At 59.4% G+C, this 19,593-nt stretch carries 25 protein-coding genes; 10 read left to right on the top strand and 15 right to left on the bottom strand.

Features of this window, described 5'->3' with window-relative positions:
- Positions 1 to 44 precede the first annotated feature (44 nt).
- Positions 45 to 2,132, top strand: a complete 2,088-nt coding sequence (locus tag EDC28_RS06265; RefSeq protein WP_123421025.1) for a TonB-dependent receptor — start codon at positions 45 to 47, stop codon at positions 2,130 to 2,132.
- A gap of 130 nt (positions 2,133 to 2,262) precedes the next feature.
- Entirely contained in the window at positions 2,263 to 3,039 is a 777-nt protein-coding gene (locus EDC28_RS06260) for an NPP1 family protein (RefSeq protein WP_050657350.1), read from the top strand.
- A gap of 43 nt (positions 3,040 to 3,082) precedes the next feature.
- On the opposite strand, the gene EDC28_RS06255 is transcribed toward EDC28_RS06260, so the two are convergent.
- Complete coding sequence (locus EDC28_RS06255; protein WP_050657351.1) at positions 3,083 to 3,298, bottom strand: hypothetical protein; 216 nt, start codon at positions 3,296 to 3,298, stop codon at positions 3,083 to 3,085.
- Between the two features lie 200 nt (positions 3,299 to 3,498).
- On the opposite strand from EDC28_RS06255, the gene EDC28_RS06250 reads away from it, so the two are divergent.
- Genes EDC28_RS06250 through rlmM form a run of 4 tightly spaced genes read left to right on the top strand, consistent with a single transcriptional unit; the run spans position 3,499 to position 6,437 of the window.
- Positions 3,499 to 4,428: a transcriptional regulator GcvA gene (locus EDC28_RS06250; protein ID WP_050657352.1), complete on the top strand. Its 930-nt coding sequence runs from the start codon at positions 3,499 to 3,501 to the stop codon at positions 4,426 to 4,428.
- On the top strand, positions 4,415 to 5,002 hold the full coding sequence (locus tag EDC28_RS06245; RefSeq protein ID WP_050657353.1) for an alpha/beta family hydrolase: 588 nt from the start codon (positions 4,415 to 4,417) through the stop codon (positions 5,000 to 5,002). The genes EDC28_RS06250 and EDC28_RS06245 overlap by 14 nt, the downstream gene beginning before the upstream one ends.
- Positions 5,002 to 5,373 (top strand): DUF423 domain-containing protein, encoded by a 372-nt coding sequence (locus EDC28_RS06240; RefSeq protein ID WP_336391506.1) that lies wholly within the window; start codon positions 5,002 to 5,004, stop codon positions 5,371 to 5,373. The genes EDC28_RS06245 and EDC28_RS06240 overlap by 1 nt, the downstream gene beginning before the upstream one ends.
- Positions 5,370 to 6,437: a 23S rRNA (cytidine(2498)-2'-O)-methyltransferase RlmM gene (gene rlmM, locus EDC28_RS06235; protein ID WP_123421024.1), complete on the top strand. Its 1,068-nt coding sequence runs from the start codon at positions 5,370 to 5,372 to the stop codon at positions 6,435 to 6,437. The genes EDC28_RS06240 and rlmM overlap by 4 nt, the downstream gene beginning before the upstream one ends.
- Before the next feature lie 24 nt (positions 6,438 to 6,461).
- Here rlmM and EDC28_RS06230 read toward each other — a convergent pair whose 3' ends face one another.
- Together EDC28_RS06230 and EDC28_RS06225 are read right to left on the bottom strand one after the other, a co-directional pair.
- A complete protein-coding gene (locus tag EDC28_RS06230; protein ID WP_050657356.1) occupies positions 6,462 to 6,788 on the bottom strand; it encodes a hypothetical protein in 327 nt (108 codons plus the stop codon).
- 43 nt (positions 6,789 to 6,831) lie between these two features.
- Positions 6,832 to 7,176 (bottom strand): PilZ domain-containing protein, encoded by a 345-nt coding sequence (locus EDC28_RS06225; protein WP_050657357.1) that lies wholly within the window; start codon positions 7,174 to 7,176, stop codon positions 6,832 to 6,834.
- A gap of 134 nt (positions 7,177 to 7,310) precedes the next feature.
- On the opposite strand from EDC28_RS06225, the gene EDC28_RS06220 reads away from it, so the two are divergent.
- Positions 7,311 to 7,703, top strand: coding sequence for a phosphate-starvation-inducible protein PsiE (locus EDC28_RS06220; protein WP_083445700.1), 393 nt, complete (start codon positions 7,311 to 7,313; stop codon positions 7,701 to 7,703).
- Between the two features lie 17 nt (positions 7,704 to 7,720).
- Here the strand turns inward: EDC28_RS06220 and EDC28_RS06215 are convergent, their stop codons facing one another.
- Positions 7,721 to 8,602: a LysR family transcriptional regulator gene (locus EDC28_RS06215; protein WP_050657359.1), complete on the bottom strand. Its 882-nt coding sequence runs from the start codon at positions 8,600 to 8,602 to the stop codon at positions 7,721 to 7,723.
- A gap of 113 nt (positions 8,603 to 8,715) precedes the next feature.
- Between EDC28_RS06215 and EDC28_RS06210 the strand changes: the two genes are divergently transcribed.
- Entirely contained in the window at positions 8,716 to 9,819 is a 1,104-nt protein-coding gene (locus EDC28_RS06210) for a citrate/2-methylcitrate synthase (protein ID WP_050657360.1), read from the top strand.
- Positions 9,820 to 9,859: 40 nt separating this feature from the next.
- Here the strand turns inward: EDC28_RS06210 and EDC28_RS06205 are convergent, their stop codons facing one another.
- The 11 genes from EDC28_RS06205 to EDC28_RS06155 form a co-directional block, all read right to left on the bottom strand.
- On the bottom strand, positions 9,860 to 10,858 hold the full coding sequence (locus EDC28_RS06205) for an META domain-containing protein (RefSeq protein WP_170164046.1): 999 nt from the start codon (positions 10,856 to 10,858) through the stop codon (positions 9,860 to 9,862).
- A 146-nt stretch (positions 10,859 to 11,004) separates the two neighbouring features.
- Positions 11,005 to 11,898, bottom strand: a complete 894-nt coding sequence (locus tag EDC28_RS06200; RefSeq protein WP_123421022.1) for a DUF2167 domain-containing protein — start codon at positions 11,896 to 11,898, stop codon at positions 11,005 to 11,007.
- Between the two features lie 7 nt (positions 11,899 to 11,905).
- Entirely contained in the window at positions 11,906 to 12,694 is a 789-nt protein-coding gene (locus EDC28_RS06195; RefSeq protein ID WP_123421021.1) for a Clp protease/crotonase-like domain-containing protein, read from the bottom strand.
- A gap of 9 nt (positions 12,695 to 12,703) precedes the next feature.
- Complete coding sequence (locus tag EDC28_RS06190; RefSeq protein ID WP_336391512.1) at positions 12,704 to 13,129, bottom strand: GNAT family N-acetyltransferase; 426 nt, start codon at positions 13,127 to 13,129, stop codon at positions 12,704 to 12,706.
- 34 nt (positions 13,130 to 13,163) lie between these two features.
- A complete protein-coding gene (locus tag EDC28_RS06185; RefSeq protein ID WP_123421019.1) occupies positions 13,164 to 13,766 on the bottom strand; it encodes a GNAT family N-acetyltransferase in 603 nt (200 codons plus the stop codon).
- A 68-nt stretch (positions 13,767 to 13,834) separates the two neighbouring features.
- On the bottom strand, positions 13,835 to 14,413 hold the full coding sequence (locus EDC28_RS06180; RefSeq protein ID WP_123421018.1) for a GNAT family N-acetyltransferase: 579 nt from the start codon (positions 14,411 to 14,413) through the stop codon (positions 13,835 to 13,837).
- Entirely contained in the window at positions 14,410 to 14,619 is a 210-nt protein-coding gene (locus tag EDC28_RS06175; RefSeq protein ID WP_050657366.1) for a hypothetical protein, read from the bottom strand. The genes EDC28_RS06180 and EDC28_RS06175 overlap by 4 nt, the downstream gene beginning before the upstream one ends.
- Positions 14,620 to 14,647: 28 nt before the next feature.
- Positions 14,648 to 15,283 (bottom strand): alpha/beta fold hydrolase, encoded by a 636-nt coding sequence (locus tag EDC28_RS06170; RefSeq protein WP_050657367.1) that lies wholly within the window; start codon positions 15,281 to 15,283, stop codon positions 14,648 to 14,650.
- A gap of 45 nt (positions 15,284 to 15,328) precedes the next feature.
- The gene (locus EDC28_RS06165; protein WP_050657368.1) at positions 15,329 to 15,604 is read right to left on the bottom strand and encodes a hypothetical protein; all 276 of its coding nucleotides are present in this window, start codon (positions 15,602 to 15,604) and stop codon (positions 15,329 to 15,331) included.
- Positions 15,601 to 16,074 carry a hypothetical protein gene (locus EDC28_RS06160; RefSeq protein WP_123421017.1) on the bottom strand — a complete coding sequence of 158 codons (474 nt, stop codon included), beginning with the start codon at positions 16,072 to 16,074 and terminating at the stop codon, positions 15,601 to 15,603. Before EDC28_RS06160 ends, EDC28_RS06165 begins: the two co-directional genes overlap by 4 nt.
- Positions 16,075 to 16,078: 4 nt before the next feature.
- The gene (locus EDC28_RS06155; protein WP_123421016.1) at positions 16,079 to 16,318 is read right to left on the bottom strand and encodes a hypothetical protein; all 240 of its coding nucleotides are present in this window, start codon (positions 16,316 to 16,318) and stop codon (positions 16,079 to 16,081) included.
- Between the two features lie 570 nt (positions 16,319 to 16,888).
- Here EDC28_RS06155 and EDC28_RS06150 point away from each other — a divergent pair.
- On the top strand, positions 16,889 to 17,350 hold the full coding sequence (locus EDC28_RS06150) for a (2Fe-2S)-binding protein (protein WP_050657371.1): 462 nt from the start codon (positions 16,889 to 16,891) through the stop codon (positions 17,348 to 17,350).
- Positions 17,347 to 19,590, top strand: a complete 2,244-nt coding sequence (locus tag EDC28_RS06145; protein ID WP_123421015.1) for a xanthine dehydrogenase family protein molybdopterin-binding subunit — start codon at positions 17,347 to 17,349, stop codon at positions 19,588 to 19,590. Before EDC28_RS06150 ends, EDC28_RS06145 begins: the two co-directional genes overlap by 4 nt.
- The last annotated feature ends 3 nt before the right edge of the window (positions 19,591 to 19,593 follow it).

The raw sequence follows: 19,593 nt of genomic DNA, 5'->3' as shown, positions 1-19,593 counted from the left end.
ATCGTTACCATTTGCGTGTTTTTCCCCAAGGCACTCAACTGACGATGCGTAAATCCAGCCTGGCCCTACTTGTTGTTTTTGCTTTTCACGCCCCGCTTTTCGCCGATACCCAGGACGACACCGAGCACCTGGTGGTCACCGCCAGCCGTGGCGACAAACCGGTTTCGTCCATCCCCAATATGGTGACCATCATCAGCGCCGAGGATCTCAAGCGCCAGAGCCGGGTGAACGACGATCTCTCCTCTATCCTCGCGCAACTGGTGCCGGGCTTTTCGCCCCCCAGCCAGCAGCTATCGAGCCGGGGCGAGTCGCTGCGCGGCCGCCAGCCGCTGTACATGATTGACGGCGTGCCGCAATCGAACCCGCTGCGCGACGGCAGCCGCGACGCCCACACCATCGATATCTCCATGATTGAGCGTATCGAGGTTATCCAGGGCGCCAACGCCCTTCATGGCCTGGGTGCCAGCGGCGGCATCATCAACATTGTCACCAAAACCCCCAGCGAAGACGGCCTGAGCCTCCATGGTGGGCTGGACAGCAGCGACAGCTTCAACGGCAAGGGTATGGGCTACAACGCCGGCCTGACCGGCGCCAAAGTGCTGGGCAACACCCGGCTGCTGATGGGCTTGGAATACCGCGACCGTGGCCTTTTCTACGACGCCGACGGCCGCACCCTGGGCACCAACCCCACCCAGGGCGATCTGATGGATAGCCACTCGGCCGACCTTTTTACCAAGGTGGTGCATCAGTTTGACGCCAACCAGCAGCTTACCTTTAGCCTCAACGCCTTTGAGCTGAAAAACCGCGGCGACTTTGTCGCGGTGCCGGGCGATGTGGCCAGCAACACCCCCAGCAGCAGCGTGCGGGGCGATAACGGCGGCAAGCCGGCCCACAACAAGGTGGCCACCTACAGCCTCGATTATCGTCATGGCGATATCTTTTGGGGCCAGCAGCTCCACGCGCAGCTTTTTTACCAGGATTTCGAAGGGCTTTTTGGCGGCGGCAGCTACGCCACCTATCAAGATCCGGCCCTGGGCCCGGATTATTACGATCAGTCCCGCATCAACTCCCAAAAGACCGGCCTTAAGCTGACCATGGTCAAGGACGCGCTGCTGGAGCTGCCGGTAAAACTGGTTTACGGCCTGGATCTCTACCGGGATAAAACCGACCAAGACCTGGCCCGCTCCGGCCGGACCTGGGTGCCGCAAAACCGCTACGACAACCTGGCGCCCTACCTGCAACTGGATTGGCAGTTGGGCCCGGTACTGCTGACCGGCGGCCTGCGCCACGAAAAGGTGGATTTGCATATCCCCGATTACCAAACCCTCTACAGCTACGGCGCTTATCAGGTCAAAGGGGGCACCCCGAGCTTTAGCGAGACCATGAAGAACGTCGGCGCCAGTTGGCAGATTGACCCCCAGTGGCGGCTCTTTGCCAGCTACAGCCAGGGCTTTTCCATGCCGGATGTGGGCCGGGTGACCCGTGGTGTCAGCGAGCCTGGGGTTAGTATCGCCAACTACCTGGTGCTCAAACCCATCATCACCGACAACCGCGAGCTGGGCCTGGCCTACCAGGGCGACTGGGGCCATGGCCAGGTGAGCCTGTGGAAGAACGACTCGGATCTGGGCTCGCGGCTGGTGGCCGGCAGCGACGGCGTCCTTGAAGTCAAACGAGAAGCCACTGAAGTGCACGGCTTCTCCGCCGATCTGGGGCTTTATGTTGGCGAGCAGAGCACCCTGGGTGTGGTGTACAGCCAACTGGATGGCCGCTACGACAGCAACGGCGACGGTGACGTAGACGCCGACTTGGATGCGGCCAATGTCAGCCCAGACAGCTTGACGGTGTATTTTGACAGCACTCTTGCCGAGCTCGACTGGCGCCTTTCTGCCAGCCATTACTTCAGCAAGGATTTCAAAAGTGGCAGCGGCGTCACCACCAGCCGCTTTGACGGCTACACCCTGGTCAACCTGTCGCTGGGCTACGATATCGGCCGCCAGCAATGGTCACTCGGGGTCGACAACCTGCTGGACAAGCAATACATCGACTACCTGGCCCAGACCCTGGCCAGCGACGACAACTACCAGGCCGGCCGTGGCCGCAACTGGCGCCTGGGGTATCGCTACCAGTTCTAAAAGATTTTGGTCATCAAAGTCTTATTAAAAGGTCATCAAAGCGCCTCAAGAGGGTTGCTAAGGTCTCCTCCCAACAGCTGGCGAAATCCTCGCCAGCTGTTGCCCTTAAGGACTATCCATTGGAGGAACCATGAAACCACTGCTTTTGGCCGGTTTGCTGCTGGCCACTGCGGCCCAGGCCGACGATTTCCCTCGCCTCGACCAGGCCCTGCCCAGCGGCGCCGATGTGCTGTCTATTGCCCCGGTGTTCGACTTTGACGGCGACGGCTGCCTGCCAAGCGCCGGCATCAGCCGCAGCGGCCAGCAAAACGGCGGCCTTAATCCCAGCGGCAGCCTCACCGGCGCTTGCCGGGCCGGCAACTTTTTAAGCCTGTCCAACACCTTGCATCGCTATGCCTGCATCGACAGTGGCGCCAATCGGTATTGCGGCCACTTCTTTGCCCTTTATTTTTTAAAAGACCAGATAATCAGCGGCATTCAAAGCGGCCACCGCCATGACTGGGAGCATGTAGCCATCTGGACCACCAACGGCGTGGTGACCCACGGCAGTTACAGCGCCCATGGCAGTCTCAATACCGCCCCGGCCAGCACCCTTGATCAGCAAGGCGGGCACCTGAAGTTCGTCTACCACAAGGACGGCCTGCTCACCCATGCCATGCGCTTTGCCAAAAGCGGCGAGCTGGCAGAAAACGGCTACGGCTACTTTGTCACCCCCGACATCATCAGCTGGTACAGCCTGCAAGGGGACGGCATCGGTAACCAGCAACTGCGCCAGCGGCTCAACAGCTTCGATTACGGCTCGGCCACCATTCCCTTAAAAGACAGCAATTTTCTTGAGAACCTCAATGCTGCGCGGCCCCAGAGCTACCCGGCCTTTACCTCGCAAAGCCTGGCCACCAGCCAATAAAAAAGCCCGGCATTGCCGGGCTTTATCAAACACCTTAGGGGTATTATTGGGCGCTGGTCAAAGGGCTGGCCACATCGGCCTTGGCCACTTCAACGCTTGGGCTCTGGGCCGGTTCCTGGTTTTGCACATCAATGGCGGCAACCGCCTTGTTGATGCTCAGCGCCAGTTCGGCAACAGGCAGGGCCACGGGGGCAACAGGTTCAGGTTTTTCCACCGGCATCAGGGTCAAGGCGGTGGCGGCAATCAATCCCGCAAACATAATTCACCTCAAAAAAGCTTCAATCCGAGAAGGGCCTGGAGCACTTTGAATGGCACAACGAAGCGTTTTCCTAACTGCTCGTTTTCAAAGTAATTGCCCCAGAAAGTGGCGCCAATATAGTTTTCGGTTGGTGGTTTTTCAAACGATGAAATATAATACCCAAGCATTAGAAAAATTTATGAATTGCCAGGACAGCAACCATGGCCCGTCAACTGCCTCCCCTCAACGCGCTCAAGGCCTTTGAAGCCGCCGCCAGGCACCTGAGTTTTACCCGGGCTGCCGAAGAACTTTTTGTCACCCAGGCGGCCATCAGCCACCAGATCAAGACCCTTGAAGACCATCTTGGCCTGAAGCTATTTAAGCGGCGCAACCGCTCCTTGCTGCTCACCGAAGAAGGCCAGAGCTACTACCTGGACATCAAGGATATTTTCTCGAGCCTGGCCGAAGCCACGGCCCGGGTGCTGGCCCGTAGCGCCAAAGGTACCCTGACGGTGGCCATGCAGCCCAGCTACGCCATTCAGTGGATGGTGCCGAGGCTGGCGCGCTTTTCCGAGGCGCACCCGGATATCGACGTGCGCATCAAGGCCACCGAGACCGAAGAAGGCGGCCTGACCGACGATGTGGACATCGCCATTTACTACGGCCGCGGCTATTGGCCGGGGCTGAGGGCCGACAGGCTGCAAACCGAGTACCTTATCCCGGTGTGCAGCCCCTTGCTGCTGGCCGGTACCAAACCTTTGGAAAAGCCGGAAGACTTGGCCAACCACACCCTCTTGCATGACGGTAGCCGCAAAGCCTGGCAAACCTGGGTCAAGCACCTGGGGCTGTCGCACCTTATCAAGGTTAACCAGGGGCCGATCTTCTCCCACTCGGCCATGGTGTTGCAGGCGGCCATGTACGGCCAAGGGGTGGCGCTGGCCCACTCGGTGCTGGCCGAGCCCGACATCACCGCCGGGCGCCTTATCAGCCCCTTCAAAGAAGTGCTGCGCTCCCCCAACGCCTATTTCCTGGTGTGCCAGCAGTCCCAGGCCGAGCAGGGCAAGATAGCGGCCTTTCGCGACTGGATCTTGTCGTTGGTGAAGGTCGAGGAAGAAAAGCTGCTGCCGGAGGACGTGCATGTCACGGGCTAAGCTGGTGTTGGCCCACGGCAGCGGCGCCGGGCAGCATCACCCCTTTATGCAAAGCATAAAAGCCGGCCTTGAAGCGGGTGGGGTAGAGGTGGTGACCTTTGATTTTCCCTACATGCAAAAGGCCATTGCCGCCGGTAAGCCTAGGCCCCCGGATAAGATGCCGGTGCTGGTTGAGGCCATGGCCGAGCATTGCCAGGGCGAGCCGCTGTTTTTGGCAGGCAAATCCCTCGGCGCCCGGGTGGCGATGACCCTTGCCGCCGAGCTTTTTGAGGCTGGTCAGCAGGTTAAGGGGGTAATGGCCCTGGGTTATCCCTTTCATCCCCCCGGCAAGCCCGACAAGCTGCGCCTGGCGCCCATTGAAAATTGTCCGGTGCCGGCCTTGATCCTGCAGGGGGAGCGGGATACCTTTGGCGCCCGCGATGAGGTGGCCGGCTATAAACTGGGCACCGAGCTGCAGTTTTTGGCCGATGGCGACCACAGCTTCAAACCCCGTAAGCGCAGCGGCCATACCGAGGCCGGTAACCTGGCCGAGGCCGTTGCCGCCATGCTGCGTTTTATCAAGGAGCACTGCTGATGCGCATTATTCTCATGCTGAGCGCCCTGTATGGCGCCACCGGTGTTGCCATGGGGGCCTTTGCCGCCCACGGTCTTAAAAAAGTCCTGAGCGCCGAGATGCTGGCGGTAATGGAAACCGGGGTGCGCTATCAGCTTATTCACGCCCTGGCCATGATGGGCCTAGTGGTCCTGGCCGGACGCATGACCAGCCCTTGGCTCAGCGCTGCCGGCTGGCTGATGGCGGCCGGGGTGCTGTTGTTTTCCGGCAGCCTCTATTTGCTGGGACTGACCGGCATCAAGTTTTTCGGTCCCATTACTCCCCTTGGGGGCCTTTGTTTGATCCTGGGCTGGCTGGCTTTGCTGGTGGCCGCCCTCAAGGAGAATGTGTGAAGCACCTTTTGCTCTACTGCCGCCCCGGCTTTGAAGGGGAATGCGCTCAGGAAATCGAGGTTCGCGCCGCCGAGCGCGAGGTGTACGGTTTTGCCCGCGTGAAGGGCAACACCGGCTATGTGCTGTTCGAGTGCTACGAGCCGGGCGACAGCGCCAAGCTGCTCAACCAACTGCCGGTCAACAAGCTTATCTTTGCTCGCCAGATGATCCGGGTAGCGCCCCAGGTGCTGGAGATGTCTACCGACGATCGCCTAAACCCCCTGTACATGGCGGCGGCCGAAGATCTGCCCGAATGCGGCCAGCTGTGGGTGGAGAGCCTCGACACCAACGAGGGTAAAGAGCTCAACCGCCTTTGCCGCTCCATCGCCACGCCGATGAAGGCCTTCTTCAAAAAGGCCGGCAAGCTCACCGCCAAAGACAGCAGCGACAAACCGGTGCTCCACGTCTGCTTTACCGGTACCGACAGCGCCTTTATCGGCTACTCCCAGCCCAAGAACCATTACCCGCACCTGATGGGGATCATGCGCCTGAAGTTTCCCAAGGACGCCCCCAGCCGCTCGACCCTGAAACTGGAAGAAGCCTTCCATTATTTCTTGTCGAAAACCCAGCGGGAAAAACGCCTGGAGTCGGGGATGAACGCCGTGGACCTGGGCGCCGCTCCCGGTGGCTGGACCTATCAGCTGGTGCAAAAGGGTATGATGGTCACTGCCATCGACAACGGCCCCATGGACCAGAAACTGCTCGATACCGGGCAGGTGAAACACATCCGTGATGACGGCTTTAGATGGCTGCCCAAAAAGCACAACGTGCACTGGTTGGTGTGCGACATGATTGAAAGCCCCAAGAGGGTGGCCAACCTGATGTGCGACTGGTTTATCGACGAATGGTGTATCGAGGCCATCTTCAACCTCAAATTGCCGGTAAAACGCCGTTTTCACACCGTTGAAGAATGCCTGGAGCTGATTTACGAGCGCCTGGATAAAGCCGGTGTGCCTTATCGCCTAGCGGCCAAGCATCTTTACTATGACCGCGAAGAGATCACGGTCCATTTGAGCCGCAAATAAAAAAGCCCGCTGATGCGGGCTTTTTTATCGCAAGGTGGCGCCGATGGTGTCGAGGTAATCGAGCAGGGGCTGGTCGTTGTCGTCAAAGAGCACGATGCCAAGGCGGGTGCCGTAGTCGGTGTCAGAGATGTAGCAAAGCTCGCCCTTGAAGCAGCAAGGGCTGGTTTCGTCGCAAATCTCGATGGTGCAGGTGCGGCTGGGTTGGTCGTAGCCGTCCATCACTACCACCCCCATGCTCATTTCTCCGGCGTCAAAGAGCATGCCCTCGGCGGTATGGTCGCCGTTTATTAAGAGGACGGGGAGGGGAGTAAAAAGGGCGCGGCGCTGCTGCTGGCGAAACTTATGGGTCATCAGCTTTCCCGTTACAGGCAGTTTTATGACCCAGTGTAGTGGCTTATTCGAGCTCTGCGCTGATCTCGCCCAGATATCCCAAAAAGCGGGCGCTGCCGTCGTCGTCCAGCTCGATGCCTAAGCGGATGCCGTATTCGGTCTTGGTGGCATAGCAAATTTCGCCGCGAAACCGCGACGGTTTGTCCTCGTCGCAGACCTCGATGGTGCAGCGGCTGGCCAGCTCTACCGGCTCCATCACCAACACCCCCATGCCTTGCTCGCTGGCATCCAAAAGCAAGCCTTCCACCACATGTACATCACTGCGGCGAAGGCTGCGATGGCGCACTAAAACCGGGATAGGGTGACGAAGCGGGTGGCGTAATTGCTGGCGGCGCTTGAGGTTATTCACGATACACCTGTTTTCATGGCAACGAAGAGTAAGGAGCGACGGCTTTAACCGGCAACTTTAGCGAACATCGATTGATTGTGCCTCAAGCTGCCAGTAGGGTGAAGACGTCACCTTTTTCAAGATAAGGACTGCGTATGAACCGCTTGCAAACCTGGGGGAAAGACAGCCTGGCATTGGTGCAGGATTTGGTTCTGTTAATTGTGGCGTTAGCCACCCTTATCCTGATCGTCTCCGAGGTGTGGCTGATGGTCGATGCCCGGGCCGTTACCCTGGCCGACTTGCTGCTGCTGTTTATCTACCTTGAAGTGCTGGCGATGGTGTCGCTGTATCTCGAGTCGGGTAAATTGCCCATCCGCATGCCCCTTTATATTGCCATTGTGGCCCTGGCCCGTTACCTCATCCTCGATATGAAGGAGATGGACAACTGGCGCATTCTTTCGGTGGCGGGGGCCGGTTTTATCCTGGCGGCCACGGTGCTGGTGATCCGCTACGGCCATATCAAGCTGCCATACCCTCATAAGGACTAACCCAGCGGCGGCCCGGCTCAGGGCTGCCAGTAATCCTTGCACACGCCGATAAAATCCAGCGCCGCCGGGCTCAGATCCCGGCCTTTTCGAAAGAACAAGCCCACTTGGCGCTGGATGGCGGCAAAGTCGAATTCTTCCAAGGCGCGCAAGTGCTGCACCTGGGGCAGCTCCATGGTGACCTTGTCGGAGATGTAGCCCACCGCCAGGCCCCGGTCGATAAGGTTAAGGCGCAGGTTAAGGCTGGAGATCTGCCAGATCATCTGGAAGCGGTCACGCAGTTTATCCGGGTAGGGGCGCTGGTCTGGCTCATCGAGGGACGACACCACCAACGGCAACTGGCGCAGCTGGGCCGGGGTCATCACCTCTTGGTGCAGCGGGTGGCGCGGGCTTATCAAAAGCCGCCGGGTTTCTTCGTAAATGGCGATGGTCTCGAACTGGCGCATCCGCGTTTCGAAGGGGCCAAGGCCCAGCTCCACCTCGCCGCTCATCACCGATTGCACAATATCCCGCGACGGCTGCTCGATGATCCGAAGGCGGGTCTCCGGCCACTGTTTGGAAAATTGGGCGATTAGATCGGGGCCGGCAAAGCGGTTGTTGGTGCTGTCGATGGCCACGCTCAGCTGCTGATTGGCGCCCCGGGCCAGGCGAGCCAGGTCCCCCAGCACCAGCTGCTCTTGGCGCAATACGTCGTCGGCGTAGCGGTACAGGCGGCGCCCGGCGGCGGTGAGCTTGATGGGCCGGTCGCGGGTAACCAGCGGCTGGCCGAGCTTGGCCTCGAGCTGTTTTATCGATTGGCTGACCGCCGACTGAGTCAAAAAAAGCTCCTTGGACGCGGCCCTGAATCCGCCGGTGCGGGCCAGGGTGTGGAAGGTGCGCAGCTCGCCGGTTTCCAATCGCATGATAAGTTTGCCTAATCGAATGGTTATTTAGTTTGATTAGATTAACAACTTTAGAGGGCCTTTAATATCGGCACTCCGATAAGTAGACCCATAAAACATCGTGCGAGGACCCTATGACAGACGAAATCAACATTGGCCTTGAAGGGGTGCTGGTTGGCAAAACAGCCATTTCCAACGTGGAAGGCGACATCGGCCGCCTGAGCTACCGCGGCAAAGACATCAACGAGCTGAGCAAACAATCCCTGGCCGCCGTTATCGCCCTGGTACTGGCCGACACCGAACTGAGCGAAACCGAGGCCAAGACCCTTGACGCTTGGCTTGCCAGCGAATCAGAACTGAGCCCGGTAGAGCTTCGGGTACTGGAGCAACTGGGCCGCAACCTGCACCCCATGGCGGTGCTCCAAGCCCTGGCCCCCATTACCGACACTAAGGCGCGCCAGCCGTTGCCCGATTTTATTCCCGCTCACTTGGAAGCGGCCATGGTCCTGGCGGCCAAGCAATCGGCTGTGGTGCGCACCTGGCATAACCTCTGCCAGTTTGGCGCCGTGGTTGAGCTGCCAGAGGGCCTTGGGTTTTGTGAAAAACTGCTGTACGCCTTCAACCGCGAGCAGCCCAGCGCCCACGCGGTGCGCGCCCTTGAAACCGTACAAATCCTGCAAATGGACCACAGCTTCAACGCCGGCACCTTTGCTGGCCGCGTCGTGGCCTCCACCAAGGCCAATCTCACCGCCAGTGTGGGTGGCAGCCTTGGCGCCCTGTCAGGCCCGCTCCACGGCGGCGCCGACGAAGCGGCAGTGATGATGGCCCGCAGCATCGGCAGCCCCGACAAAGCGGCGGCCTGGGTTAGCGACGCCCTGGCCAACAAGGTCAAGATCATGGGTATGGGCCACCGCGAATATCGCCGCCTCGACCCCCGCGCCGGCATCCTCAAGCCCATGGCCCGCCACTTCTGTGAAGGCACCCAGTACCAAGAGCTGATGGAGACCCTGGTGGCGGTAGAAGAAGCCTGCCAGGTGGAATTTGCCAAGAAAGACAAAGAAATTTACGCCAACCTGGAGTTCTACAAGGGCGCCGTCTATCTGGCCCTTGGCATTGAAGAGCGCTTCTTCACCGCCCTCTTTGCCTGTTCCCGGGTCGTGGGCTGGGCCGCGCACTTCTACGAGTTCAACCAGGACCCGCGCCTTATTCGCCCCCGCGCCCTGTACGCAGGCAAGTAAGCCGCCCACAAAAAAGGCCCGCCAAGTGCGGGCCTTTTTTTCACTCTTTTTTCAGCTCGGCTTTGATGCTGGCGCCGTTTGGGCCGTAGAGCAGCAACTCGCCGCTGTTGGTAAAGGCAAAATGCTGGGCGTCCCCCAGGGCTTGCAAGAACTGCTGCTCCTGGGTCATCAGCGCCGGCACACAGGCCTTTTGGGTGCTGGCCAGGCCATGAAGGGTGAGACGATCGCCGCTGACATCGTAACTGCCAAAAAAGGCGTTGCATGACGCCTTGCCCAGCACCCGGCCGTCGCTGCCGAAAGTGACGCTGACCTCGCTGTTATCCAGCACCTGCTGGCCGTTCACGCTATCGACTTGCCAGCTTTGGTCGGTCAGGGCCAGTGTGTTGGCCTCGCCCACGCTCTGGCACTCGGGCAGGGCTTTACCCTTGACTGTGACCCAGTTGTCGCTGCCCTTGTTCCAAAGCACGGTGCCGGGCTGGTCTGTGGCTTCATAGCGGGCGCCGGAGGCGGCGCGCACCTGGGCCATGGCGTAGCGGGTGTTATCCACCGTCATTTGCATCTGGGTGGGGGTAAAGCTCACCTGCACCTGATGGCTGCCACATTGCAGTTGGCTGGCAAAGGCGCCGGGGGGCGCCGCCTGCAACTCAAGTGTCCCCAGGTTTTCTTGGTTGGCAAGGGGCGTCAGGCTTTTGGGCTCGGCAACCCAGGCCGGGCGGCCACTGACGAAAATACTCCCTTCTAGGCGATAAGGCCCTTGGCTGTGGGCGGGCAAAGTTACAGTGAAGGGCAGCGGCACCTGCTTGCCGCCGAGGCGCCACTGGCTTTGGGCGGCCACTTGGCCGGCGCTGTCACGCACCACCACCAGCGCGTAGGCCTGAGGCGGCAGGGCTATGCGAGCTCGGTAGCTTAGTTCGCCGGTGAGGGTGACGCTTTTGCTGGCATCAAGGGTGGAGACAGGCGTTTCGGGGGCTGAGGCGCAGCCCGCCAGGGCCAGGGCACAGAGCAGGCCCGTCATGGGCAGTAAGGGGGATTGTGGCATGCGACGCTCCTTTTGCATGAATAGTGTGCCAAGCCTAAGGCGCCTGGCCTGAACATGGGCACAATTAGTGGCTGTCTGTTAAGGACGGCCGGAGCGGTGCGGGAAAAAGGCGGGTATAAAAAAGCCCGCAGCAGCGGGCTTGGAGGTTATTCGCTGGTGGCGTTTTTCTTGCCGAACATCTTCTTGCCCAGCCAGGCAAGGCCTGCCAGCAGGAACACGCCGAACTTTTTCGCCAGCAACAGGGCGGCGGCGAAAAAGCCGGTTTTGGTAAGCACGGTGCCGGCGATCAGGCCGCCGATACCGTAGGCCGCCACTTTGTCGAACTCGGGGTTGAAGTCCTGGTAACGGGCGCCTTCATCGAAGTTGGCCATGGCCAGTACGGTGTCGAGGTTACGGTCGATCTCCGCTTTTTGGTCCATGCCGGCGATAAAGTTGAGCACCAGTACCCCTTTGCGGCCCAGCACCCGAATATTGAAGTTCAGGGTGTTGGTGTCGCTGTGGTCAAAATTCATTTCCTTGGCCCAGTAAAGCTTGTGGCTCACCGCATCGTAGTAGGGCTTCTCAGCCCAGCCCACCAGGGCAACGGCGCCGTAGCCGTTTTTCTCGCGCTGGGCGCTTTCATCGGCCACGTCTTTTTTCATGCTGCCAAGCAGATCGTCGTAGTCGATGTCGGCCGCGTCGCTGTCAGAGACATAACCGTCTTGCTCGTAGTCGATGGTGACGCCCCAGCTATCGTCGTCAAAGGGCGTGGTACCGGCCGGGAACAACATACCCTGGCCCAGGGTTTGAGACGGCGGGTTACCCCACACATCCACCAGCACCGTTTCGGCATCTTTGGGGGAGAGGTAATAGAAGTTATCGGGCACCTCTAGGGTGGCCACGCCGTTTGGCAAGGTGATGGTGCCGGTTTGGCGGTCCAGTTTGTTCCAGACGCCTTGGGCCCACTGGTCATACTGCTCGTCAGTCATGGTGGCGGTGTCTACCGCCAGGGCTTGGCTGCATATAACCAGGGAAAATAGTGCGAAAATCCATTTTTTCATTAAAGGTCTACCGTGCTGCGCAAGTCAGGTTATCGGGCGAGGGTTCGCCTTGGTTGGGATCAAGGTGGATGGTGTAAACCAAGGCGCCATCTCTCAGGGCTTTGGGCTGCCAGGGTGGGTTGAGTACCTCGACATTGGTTACCCCAAAACGGGCCAGGGTGGCTACGTCGTAGCGCCAGCCAACATAGTGGTCATCACTCTCCATCGTCTCGATGTAGGGTTTATGGTGGCCGTAACAGGTAAGGGCCTCGTTAACACCGATCTTTTTAAAGAAGGCCGCTTGCTTTGGGGCGTCATCAGCAAGCCTCTTTTTGATATCTTCCAGGGCCGCCGCTTTTTGTTGCTCGGATATACCCTCTGGAAAATGGACATCGGCCAGCATCGGCCCCCACTCGGTCTTGGATATGCCGCCGTGAAACATCAGTACGGCTGTTTTAGGAATGATTTTGCGCTTGCCTGCCGGGAACACGTAGTTGGCGCAGGAAGATGCGCAGCCCCGGTCGATTTGTACCGACAAATGGTTGTCAAAAACCCACTCGCCTAGCGCTATGCCCGTCTTCACATCACCGCCGCCGCTGCTTATCACCAAGGTGTCGGGCTTTGGCGTGGTGGTTTCATAAAGCTTGGCAAGTTGGGTTACGGCTTCACTGCCCATCACCCCTGCGTAGTGCAGTTGCCCCTCTTCGAGCCAGACTTTGGCGGGGTTGGCATTGGGTGAGGCTTGTTCGGGGGTTGGGGCGGCCATGGCTGAGCTAGCCATAAGCATGGCCAGTGCCAGTAAACGTCCTTGTTTCATTGCGTACTCCTAAGGTGTTTGTTTTTTGATGGATAGGCGGATGTCTTTGGCAAAGCAGATGGCGTCGTCTCGGCCCTGGTAGCGGCCGTAGTTGTTGATGACCTGATAGCCCCTGCTTTGGTAGAAATTCACCGCCCGCTGGTTGACCTTGCGGGTCTCGAGCCACAGCTGGCGATAGCCAAGCTCCCTGGCGCGCTCTTCCAAAAAGGCCAGCAGCGCGCGGCCCACCCCTTGGGTGCCGCTGCGGGCATACATGCGCTTAAGCTCACCTATGCCGTGCTCTAAGGGGCGCAGGGCGCCGCAGCCGATGGGGCGGCCGGTGTCATCAAAAGCCAGGGCAAAGAGGGCGTCGGGATGCTTGATGTCGGTAACATCAAAGGAATTGGTGCCGCTGCTGCCGGTAATGGTGGCCAGCACTTCGCTGAGCTCGGCCATCAGTTCGGTAGCAATGGGGCTCAGCGGGTCCGTTTTAACTATCTTCAAGGCGGCGTCCCAGCAAGTGATGGAGGTTGCGGCGCACCGCCGGCCATTCGCTTTGGATAATGGAGAACACCACGGTGTCTCGGTAGCTGCCATCCGGCATCAACTGGTGGTTGCGCAGTATGCCGTCCTGCTTGGCCCCCAGGCGGCTGATGGCGGCCCGAGATTTGTGGTTCATAAAATGGGTGCGAAATTCCACGGCAATGCAGCCCAGGGTGTCAAAGGCGTGGCCGAGCAGCAGCAACTTGGCTTCACTGTTGATGCCGGTGCTTTGGGCGCTGGCGGCAAGCCAGGTCGAGCCTATCTCTACCCTGTGGTTCTGGGTATCGATATTCATCAGGGTGGTCATGCCGCAAAGCTCGCCGTTGTCTTGGCGGCGCAGGGCAAAGGGCAACATGGTACCGGCCTGGTGCAGGGCAAGGCGGCGGGCGATCTCAGCGCCCATTTCAGCGGGGTGCGGCACCCGGGTGTACCAAAGGCGCCAGACTTCACCGTCTTGTGCCGCTTGTTGCAGCCCGTCAAGGTGCTCGCTGGCAAGAGGTTCAAGCTGGACTTTCTGCCCGCTAAGGACAACAGGGGCGGTAAAGGACATGGCAGCCTTCCGTGGAATAAGAAGGCGCTATTTTAAACGCAGTAAAAAGACTGCTTACAAGTAAATTGTTAAGTTTTATGTGAAGTTTTATCACCCGCGCCCTGCCAGTGGTGGCGCTCAAGCCGGTAGTGATACTCGCTGTACCACTCGCCTTTGAAAAAGGCGGCATCCTTATGGCAACTGGTGCGGGTAAAGCCGCAGCGCTCTAGCAGCCGGTAAGAGGGGACGTTGCGGGTATCCACCGCCGCTGTGACGCTCAGGCAGCCTTGGCCAAACAGCCAGGCCAGCAGCAGCTTAAGGGCCTCGCTTGCATAGCCTTGGCCTTGGCTGGCCGGAGCCAGGGTAAAGCCCACTTCCGCTTCTTGCGCCGTGAGCCAATGGAGCGCCAGATCGCCCAGCAGCTCGCCGCCGGCATCATGAATAGCCAGTTGGTACCAGCTGTCAGGGTGGGGAAAGGGCAGGGCGCACTGGCCGGCAAAAAGGGCCTCGGCGTCGCTCAGCTGGTAATCCTGCCAGCCCTGGTAACGGGCAATGGCCGGTTCGGCCCGGTAGCGGGTGAAGGCGACAAGATCGGCCTTGCCCAAGGGGCTGATACTGACCCTCTGCCCGTACAGGGTGGCAAAGCCCTCATAGATGGAACGGCTCATTTGGCGGCGCGCTGGCGGCGGATAAGCCAGACGATATAAGGCAGCACCAAGGCCGCCCCTAGCACCATCAACACGATGCCATAGCCCGGAAATTGCAGCGCCGCCGGTACCAAGGATTTGTCGCCAAAATGGTCGGCAATACCCAGAGCCAGCAGCATCGACCCTAAAAGATCCAGCACCCACAGCGATAACGGCGGTTTTTGCATGACGTTTATCCTTGTTGTCGTCCGTCTTTTATTTATCAAATCTGCCGAACAGGAGAAAGTGCAGCACCTGCGCTATCACCTGAGGGTTTTGCATCATCATCGGGTGGGTAACGGGTAGGGTCAGATGCGCCTTCATGCCTTTAAGGCGGGTGCTGGCCACCGTGACCTTGCCGTCGTTGGCACCGGGTAGCAGCATCGACAAAAACGGGTTGATGCTGCGCGAGCCGGCAATGACCCCCAGCTCGAAGTTGGCCCGCCCCAGGCGGGTGACGATACCGTCGGTGCCAAGCTCCATCCCGGCCGGGCCGTTAAGGGCAAAGTAGCCCGGCAGCTTTTTAAGCTTGTCCACCACCTGGGAGCCCTGGTTGGGCGGGCCCAGCATCACCACCCTTCCTAGCAGGGGGATGGGGTGGTACTTGAGATACTGGCGCAGCAAGATGCCGCCAAGGGAGTGGGTAACAACGTGGATGCGATGGCCGGCCTTAACCTGGCTCAGGGCCTCTGGCAGTACCTGCTGGGCCAGGGAGGCAATATCGTTTCGCCTGGAATCATAACCTTGGTTGATGACATGAAAGCCGGCCTTATCCAGGGCTCTTGCCAGTTTCCACATGGACTTGTGGGTGCGGGCCAGGCCGTGAAGCAGGATCACCGTTTCGCGTTTCATGGATAACCTCGGTTGCTACGCAGCTGGCCATGATAGCAACTTTCCTCAGGCCATGGGCAGCAGCAAATACAGCAAGGCTGCCGCCACGGCAAGGGCCAGCAGGCCTTGCCAGTGGCCGCTTTGCCTGCCCCTTAGCCAGGGCGCCAGCATCACCATCAGGCCGGCAGCAATAACGCCCCAGGCCCAGGCCCGTTGGCGGCGGCCAAGCTCGGAGATAAAACCGTCGGGAAAGCCGAGCTGATAGATAAAGGTGAAATAAAGGACGGCGCTGCCCACAAGGTAACCAAGGAGCGCCAGCCACTTCCCCAGCCCCGGTTTCATTGGCTGGCCAGCACCTGTATTTGGCGACGGTCTTTCACCAATACGTGGGTCTGGTAGTAATAGAGCTTTTTGGCGCCGGGTTTATCGGGGTTAATGTCGATGCGTACCCGGCTGGCAAAGCCGTCCACCAGCAAGGTTTTACCAATAAAAAGCGGCTCTGGGCTCAGCTTGCCGTTATCCAGCAGCTGCTTGGCCACTTTGGGCGGGATCTCGATACTGATGCTGCGCTGGTCGCGGTAATCCAGCTCGGAGTTCAAATACAAATAGCCATGGACCATGCCCACGGCCTTGACGGTGAGCTCGAAGCGGCCGGGAAAGCCCTTTGGCGCCACCTCGGCTGCTCGCCAGATGGTCTGGTATGGGGTTAGCCCCAGCGGCCGGTTTTGTGGGCTGGCTTTGGGCGTACTTTGTTGGGCGCAGCCGGTGGCCAAGAGGCACAAAAGAAGAGGGAGCCATTTTTTATTGTTCATAGGGTTAACCTGCATGGATGGGGCGTTTTTTGGGGTGACTGTAGCGGTGGATCCACCAAAAACCGTAGCTGCAGGATGCGCAGCCAAGGCTCAGCCCCAGGGTGAAGAGGGCGTCTTTTTCGTCCTTTGCCCAGTAAAAGCCGGTGAGGTTTGCCAGGGTAAATAAGGCACTAAGGCCTGAGCCCAACAGGGCAGACAGTGGGATAACACGGCGTGTAAACGAGGCTGGGCGGGTAAGTTCCATTTACCGGTTCCTTTGAAGATGCCCGCCGATAATGCCTTGAAAATCTGTATTTTCAAATAGCTAGGCTGTATTTGACAGGCAGAGAGTCGAGAGTGCAGAGCCCTTGCCACAAGGGCCTTTATTTAATTGGCAGGCCAATGCTTTTTAATATCTCCGCAAATGAAAACAATTATCGTTAATTGTTTTCGGTATCACGGCGTTACCGTGACAGTAACAATGAGGTTATTTTTTTGCGCTAAGGTATTAAGCCTTAAGTGCACTGATTAATGAATTTCCCTCATAACGGCATTGTCTGTTGTCGGCAAGATAACCAGTTGGTTTTCATATTATTATTAAGGGTCGTAATGGCCGAGGTGTGTAGCCTGCCTGTTGCTGGCACGGACAGTTGGCTGCTTCAATGCCGTATCTGCTCAGGATCTGTTCTTTTTACAGCCGAGGCACGGGTGATTAACGCCGCGCCTTGGCTTATACCTGTAACCGGTTAGGGTCACTGCAACAGTGGCTGGTAATAAGCTGGATGCCAAACAGCTAACTCCGTTTTAATTCCAAAAGTACAAGGTGGTCAGCGAGATGATGAATTTTACAATCAACGGTCAACCTGCAGCCTTTGATGGCGACCCGCAAATGCCGCTGCTGTGGTTTTTGCGAGACGAAATTGGCCTTACCGGCACCAAGTTCGGTTGCGGCATGGCCCTTTGCGGTGCCTGCACCGTGCATGTCGACGGCTTGCCGCTGCGCTCCTGCGTGACCCCGGTGAGCGCCGTGGTCGGCAAGAACGTGGTGACCATCGAGGCGGCTGAAAAAGACAAGATTGGCCAAATCATTCAGACCGCCTGGGTAGAAGAACAGGTGCCGCAGTGCGGTTACTGCCAGTCCGGGCAGATCATGTCTGCTATGGCGCTGCTCAGCCACAAAGCCGACCCCTCAGACGCCGATATTGATGCTGCCATGAGCGGCAACATTTGCCGCTGCGCTGCGTATCCGCGCATTCGTGCCGCCATCCATAAAGCAGCAGAGGCCCTGAAATCATGAGCATCAAAAAAGACCATCTGATGGAAACCCCTGCCGAGGGCGCTGCCAGCTTTAGCGTCTCTCGCCGCCAGTTCCTGGCAGGGCTTGGCGCCCTGACCCTGGCGGTCAGTTTCAAAGGCCCGGTGGCGTTGGCCGCCGAGCAAGATAGCCCCTTGGGTTTTGTGCCCAACGCCTTTATCCGGGTCGGTAAAGATGGCCTGGTGACTGTTATCTCCAGCTACCTGGAAATGGGCCAGGGCACCTTCACCGGTATTGCCACCCTGGCCGCCGAAGAGCTGGATATCCGCCCGGACCAACTGAAAGTGGAAGCGGCGCCGGCCGACGTGAAGGATTATGCCAACCCGGTTCTGGCCGCCATCGGCTTTGTTGTGCAAGGCACCGGCGGCAGCACCGCCATGCGCGGCGCCTGGGACACCATGCGTAAAGCGGCCGCCTCGGCCCGGCTGATGCTGCTGCAAGCGGCCGCCAAAACCTGGAAGGTGGATGTCGCCAGCCTCAGCGTGAAAGACGGGGTGATAAGCCACGCCGGCTCTGGCAAAAGCGCCGGTTATGGCGATTTTGTAGCCCTGGCCAGCACCTTGCCGCTGCCCGATGAGGCCAGCGTCAAACTCAAAGACAGCGCCGCCTTTACCAAAATCGGCAAGCGCGACAGCATGGCTCGGGTGGATATCCCCGCCAAGGTCAATGGCAGCGCCATCTACACCCAGGACATCAAAGTCCCCGGCATGCTGGTGGCGGTCATCGCCCACCCCCCGACACTCTTTGCCAAGGTAGGGAAGGTCGATGCCAGCAAGGCCAAGGCCATCGCCGGTGTTGAGGCGGTGCTGGAAATTCCCGGCGACGACATCATCCAGGGCGGCGTGGCGGTACTGGCCAAAAACACCTGGATAGCCAAGCAGGGCCGCGACGCCCTGGAGATCACCTGGGTAGAAGATACCAAGGCGCCGGTCAGCTCCGAGGCCCTCTTTAGCGACTTTAAAAAACTGGGCGCCACCACCGGCACCAAGGTGGTGGAGCGCGGCACCCAGCCCGATGCGGTGCCGGCCGGCGGCCGGGAAATCGCTGCGGTATTCGAGCTGCCTTATCTTGCCCACGCCCCCATGGAGCCCATGAACGTACTCATTCACAAGGACGGTGACAGCTGTCATGTGTGGAACGGCGAGCAGTGGCACACCGCCGATCGCGCCGCCGTGGCCAAAGAGCTTGGGCTGGCGCTGGACAAGGTGAGCATCACCCAGCTCTATGCCGGTGGCAGCTTTGGCCGCCGCGCCAACCCGCGCTGCGACTACGTGATTGAAGGCGCCCGTATCGTCAAGGTGGCCCAGCAACAGAACATCATGGCCCCCATCAAGCTGGTGTGGATGCGCGAAGACGACATGCGCGCCCTGCAATACCGGCCGATGACAGTACACGACACCCGCCTGGTGCTGGACAAAGACGGCAACCTGGTGAGCTGGCGCTGGCGCGTGGTGGGAGACAGCTTTTTTGGCCTGCCCACCACCAAGGTGGACGACAACCTGGTGGAAGGGGCCAACGATCTGCCCTATGCCGTGCCCAACCTGCTGGTGGAGCAGCACATTCCCGGCACCAAACTGCCGGTGCAATGGATGCGCTCGGTGGGCCATACCCACACCGGGGTGGTGGGGGAAACCTTGATTGACGAGGCGGCCCGCAAGGCCGGTAAAGACCCTTATCAGTTCCGCCGCGCCTTGCTCAAGGAGCATCCCAAGATGCTGGCGGTGCTGGACTTGGTGGCGCAAAAATCCGGGTGGGACAAACCGCTTGCAAGCGGCATCAACGGTGACCGCCGTAGCCGCGGCATTGCCATCCGCGAGTCGTTCAACACCATCGTGGCCCAGGTAGCGGAAGTCACCCTCAAAGCCGACGGCTCCTACAGCGTCGACAAGGTGTACTGCGCCGTGGACTGCGGCCAGGTTATTAACCCGGGCATCCTCGAAAGCCAGGTTGAAGGGGGCATTGGTTTTGCGCTGTCGTTCCTGCGCCAAGAGATCACCTTGGACAAAGGCCGCATCGTGCAGGGCAACTTCAACACCTACCCGGTGCTGCGCATCAACGCCATGCCGGCGGTGGAAGTGTACGCCGTGCCCTCTACCGAGCACCCCACCGGTATCGGCGAGCCCGGCGTGCCGCCTCTGGTGCCGGCGGTGATCAACGCCCTGGCGTCCTTAACCGGCAAATACCCACGCAAGTTGCCCCTTGGCAACGAAGTCGACCTTTAACAG

This window comes from Gallaecimonas pentaromativorans (assembly GCF_003751625.1).
Lineage (GTDB): Bacteria > Pseudomonadota > Gammaproteobacteria > Enterobacterales > Gallaecimonadaceae > Gallaecimonas > Gallaecimonas pentaromativorans.
Note: the sequence above shows the minus strand (reverse complement) of the source record. Positions and strands in the feature narration are given on the sequence as shown.

Excerpts from the sequence above, each read along its gene's own strand:
- EDC28_RS06215 (WP_050657359.1), bottom strand. The coding sequence starts at position 8,602 with ATGCGATTGGAAACCGGCGAGCTGCGCACCTTCCACACCCTGGCCCGC.
- EDC28_RS06180 (WP_123421018.1), bottom strand. The coding sequence starts at position 14,413 with ATGAGCCGTTCCATCTATGAGGGCTTTGCCACCCTGTACGGGCAGAGG.
- EDC28_RS06185 (WP_123421019.1), bottom strand. The coding sequence starts at position 13,766 with ATGTCCTTTACCGCCCCTGTTGTCCTTAGCGGGCAGAAAGTCCAGCTT.
- EDC28_RS06220 (WP_083445700.1), top strand. The coding sequence starts at position 7,311 with ATGAACCGCTTGCAAACCTGGGGGAAAGACAGCCTGGCATTGGTGCAG.
- EDC28_RS06250 (WP_050657352.1), top strand. The coding sequence starts at position 3,499 with ATGGCCCGTCAACTGCCTCCCCTCAACGCGCTCAAGGCCTTTGAAGCC.
- EDC28_RS06150 (WP_050657371.1), top strand. The coding sequence starts at position 16,889 with ATGATGAATTTTACAATCAACGGTCAACCTGCAGCCTTTGATGGCGAC.
- EDC28_RS06255 (WP_050657351.1), bottom strand. The coding sequence starts at position 3,298 with ATGTTTGCGGGATTGATTGCCGCCACCGCCTTGACCCTGATGCCGGTG.
- EDC28_RS06165 (WP_050657368.1), bottom strand. The coding sequence starts at position 15,604 with ATGAAACCGGGGCTGGGGAAGTGGCTGGCGCTCCTTGGTTACCTTGTG.
- EDC28_RS06205 (WP_170164046.1), bottom strand. The coding sequence starts at position 10,858 with ATGCCACAATCCCCCTTACTGCCCATGACGGGCCTGCTCTGTGCCCTG.
- EDC28_RS06155 (WP_123421016.1), bottom strand. The coding sequence starts at position 16,318 with ATGGAACTTACCCGCCCAGCCTCGTTTACACGCCGTGTTATCCCACTG.
- EDC28_RS06170 (WP_050657367.1), bottom strand. The coding sequence starts at position 15,283 with ATGAAACGCGAAACGGTGATCCTGCTTCACGGCCTGGCCCGCACCCAC.
- EDC28_RS06260 (WP_050657350.1), top strand. The coding sequence starts at position 2,263 with ATGAAACCACTGCTTTTGGCCGGTTTGCTGCTGGCCACTGCGGCCCAG.
- EDC28_RS06265 (WP_123421025.1), top strand. The coding sequence starts at position 45 with ATGCGTAAATCCAGCCTGGCCCTACTTGTTGTTTTTGCTTTTCACGCC.
- EDC28_RS06195 (WP_123421021.1), bottom strand. The coding sequence starts at position 12,694 with ATGAAACAAGGACGTTTACTGGCACTGGCCATGCTTATGGCTAGCTCA.
- EDC28_RS06190 (WP_336391512.1), bottom strand. The coding sequence starts at position 13,129 with ATGGCCGAGCTCAGCGAAGTGCTGGCCACCATTACCGGCAGCAGCGGC.
- EDC28_RS06145 (WP_123421015.1), top strand. The coding sequence starts at position 17,347 with ATGAGCATCAAAAAAGACCATCTGATGGAAACCCCTGCCGAGGGCGCT.
- EDC28_RS06245 (WP_050657353.1), top strand. The coding sequence starts at position 4,415 with ATGTCACGGGCTAAGCTGGTGTTGGCCCACGGCAGCGGCGCCGGGCAG.
- EDC28_RS06230 (WP_050657356.1), bottom strand. The coding sequence starts at position 6,788 with ATGACCCATAAGTTTCGCCAGCAGCAGCGCCGCGCCCTTTTTACTCCC.
- EDC28_RS06160 (WP_123421017.1), bottom strand. The coding sequence starts at position 16,074 with ATGAACAATAAAAAATGGCTCCCTCTTCTTTTGTGCCTCTTGGCCACC.
- EDC28_RS06175 (WP_050657366.1), bottom strand. The coding sequence starts at position 14,619 with ATGCAAAAACCGCCGTTATCGCTGTGGGTGCTGGATCTTTTAGGGTCG.
- EDC28_RS06210 (WP_050657360.1), top strand. The coding sequence starts at position 8,716 with ATGACAGACGAAATCAACATTGGCCTTGAAGGGGTGCTGGTTGGCAAA.
- EDC28_RS06200 (WP_123421022.1), bottom strand. The coding sequence starts at position 11,898 with ATGAAAAAATGGATTTTCGCACTATTTTCCCTGGTTATATGCAGCCAA.
- EDC28_RS06240 (WP_336391506.1), top strand. The coding sequence starts at position 5,002 with ATGCGCATTATTCTCATGCTGAGCGCCCTGTATGGCGCCACCGGTGTT.